This window comes from Roseicyclus sp. (assembly GCF_052168335.1).
GTDB lineage: Bacteria > Pseudomonadota > Alphaproteobacteria > Rhodobacterales > Rhodobacteraceae > Roseibacterium.
Genome location: NZ_JBQLZP010000513.1, coordinates 1 through 1,974, shown reverse-complemented (window position 1 = coordinate 1,974; position 1,974 = coordinate 1). Strand labels below are relative to the sequence as shown.

3 protein-coding genes are annotated in these 1,974 nt (G+C 70.9%); 2 read left to right on the top strand and 1 reads right to left on the bottom strand.

The features are described from left to right. A partial coding sequence (gene bufA1, locus ACTS11_RS15655; RefSeq protein WP_442641229.1) for a BufA1 family periplasmic bufferin-type metallophore occupies nucleotides 1-181 on the bottom strand: 181 nt, incomplete at its 3' end. Between the two features lie 394 nt (nucleotides 182-575). On the opposite strand from bufA1, the gene ACTS11_RS15650 reads away from it, so the two are divergent. Continuing rightward, nucleotides 576-944 carry a hypothetical protein gene (locus ACTS11_RS15650; protein ID WP_442641228.1) on the top strand — a complete coding sequence of 123 codons (369 nt, stop codon included), beginning with the start codon at nucleotides 576-578 and terminating at the stop codon, nucleotides 942-944. A gap of 145 nt (nucleotides 945-1,089) precedes the next feature. Further along, entirely contained in the window at nucleotides 1,090-1,881 is a 792-nt protein-coding gene (locus ACTS11_RS15645) for a cobalamin B12-binding domain-containing protein (protein ID WP_442641227.1), read from the top strand. Nucleotides 1,882-1,974 lie beyond the last annotated feature (93 nt).

Genomic DNA, 1,974 nt, shown 5'->3' with positions numbered 1-1,974 from the left:
CGACTGCGCCGCGGGCCCCGGCACGACCTGCGCCGGGGCCCGCGGCGCAGTCGTTCTCGCCGGCGAGGCTGACGCCGGAGCACTTCTCGTTCTCCTGCGCCTGCGCCTCGGTGACGCCATGGGCGGTGACGGCGGCGGCGACGGCGCCGAGAAGGGCGAAGGATTTGGTTGCGGTGGTCATGGGTCTCTCGAAGCTCCCTGTAGGGTCAAAAACGCGGTTGCGGTGCGGCTTGCACCGCTGGGAGAAGCTTCGCCGGACTGTGCGGTAACGTTCCAATCACAGCGGCGTGGCGCACGGCTCCGTGACGGGCCGTCAGGCCGCCGTGAAGTAATGGCCGACCCGCCCCACGATTGATTTCAATGACTTGCCCGGCCCCGTTGCGCCGCCGAAACCGGCGATATCGCGCCATCCCGCTGGGAAGCGAGGGGGGAAACCCGGCAATTGTTTCACCGTGGACCGCGCGCCGGAGCCCTTGGGATCGGGGCGGGCAACGATTATGTCAGCTACCGCGCGGGGAAAGACCCGCGCCACGGGACCGCGCGGGCAGGAGCCCGCGACGCGAGGAGGATCGGGGATGCGGAACGCCGCGCTGGTGCTGGGACTGATCGGCGGGCTCTGGGCGATGCTCGTGGGCTTCTTCGTCTACGGCTACATCGAGTTCGTCGACTGGTTCGGCGAGATCCCCGACCTCGCGCGGCAGGTCGAGGATCCGGCGCTGTTCCGCACGGTCGCCATCCTCTCGCCGATGCTCGCCATCGCGGGAGCCGCCATGGCCCGGGCCCGGGCGCTCTGGGGCGGAGTCCTGATGCTCGTCGCGGCGGGCGGCCTCTACCACGCCTTCGGCTTCGGCGTCTTCACCATCTTCCCGATCGCCTTCTGCGGTCTGGCGGGTATCCTCGCCCTCGCCGCGGGCCGCCCGGACGAGGAAAAGGCGCATTTCTGAGCGGCGGGCGCGCGGGCGCGGAAAATTTCCTGATTTCTGAAAAATTCTCAGCCGAAACGGTTGACCCGCGGTCGCGGAAAGCCACCCTGAGCCCGGCGGCTCCCTCGCGGATTCGGACGCATGGAGGGCCGCGAAGGGGACTTTCATGGCACCGCCGGCGGACGACGAGAGAGCGGACGGAGCGGCCGACGGCGCGGGACAGGCCGCGCCGCCGACGCAGCGTGCCGAGCCCGCGGGCATCGCCAATGGCGCGGTCGAGGCTCTGGCGCGGCTGGCGCTGGCGCGCCTCGCGGAACGATCCGGCCGCAACGACCTTTCGCCGGCCTTCCTCGAGTCGTTCTGCACCCTGCTCCTCGAAGGCAACTACCGCGCGACCGAGCGCATTCTCGAAACGATGACCGGGGGTCGCGCGGGCTATGCCGAGGCGGCGGACGGCATTCTCGCCGCCGCCGCCCGGCATCTCGGCGAGAAGTGGCAGGAGGACGGCGCCTCCTTCGGAGAGGTCTCGGTCGCGGTCGCGCAGATCTTCCGGCTGAACCAGGCCTTCGGACAGCGCCATACGCCCTGGACGCGCGTGTCGGGCCAGCGCCTCGCGATCTTCGCGACGCTCCCCGCGCAGGCCCATAACCTCGGGATCGTGCTGGCGGCCGAGGCTTTTCGGCAACGGGGATGGCAGGTCAAGCTCCTGCTCGACACGACGGGAAAGGACGTCGTCGAGCGCGTCCGCCGGATGCGCCCCGAGGTGGTCGGGCTCAGCGTCAGCGTGAACGACCGCCGCCACCAGGTCGAATACCTCGTCGGCGAGCTGCGCGCGCTGCCGCTGCGCTTCCGCGTCCTCGTCGGCGGGTCGGCGGCGCGGGACTTCGCCGCCGCCGTGCCGCGCGGCTGGCGGGTGGAGGCCGTGACCGACATCGCCACGGCGCTGCGGGATCTTTGAACCGAAGGCCTCAGCCGGACGCGCCGATGTCGATGCAGACGTTGCCGAGGACCCTGCCCGCCTCGAGCGCGCGGAACGCCTCGGGCGCCTGGT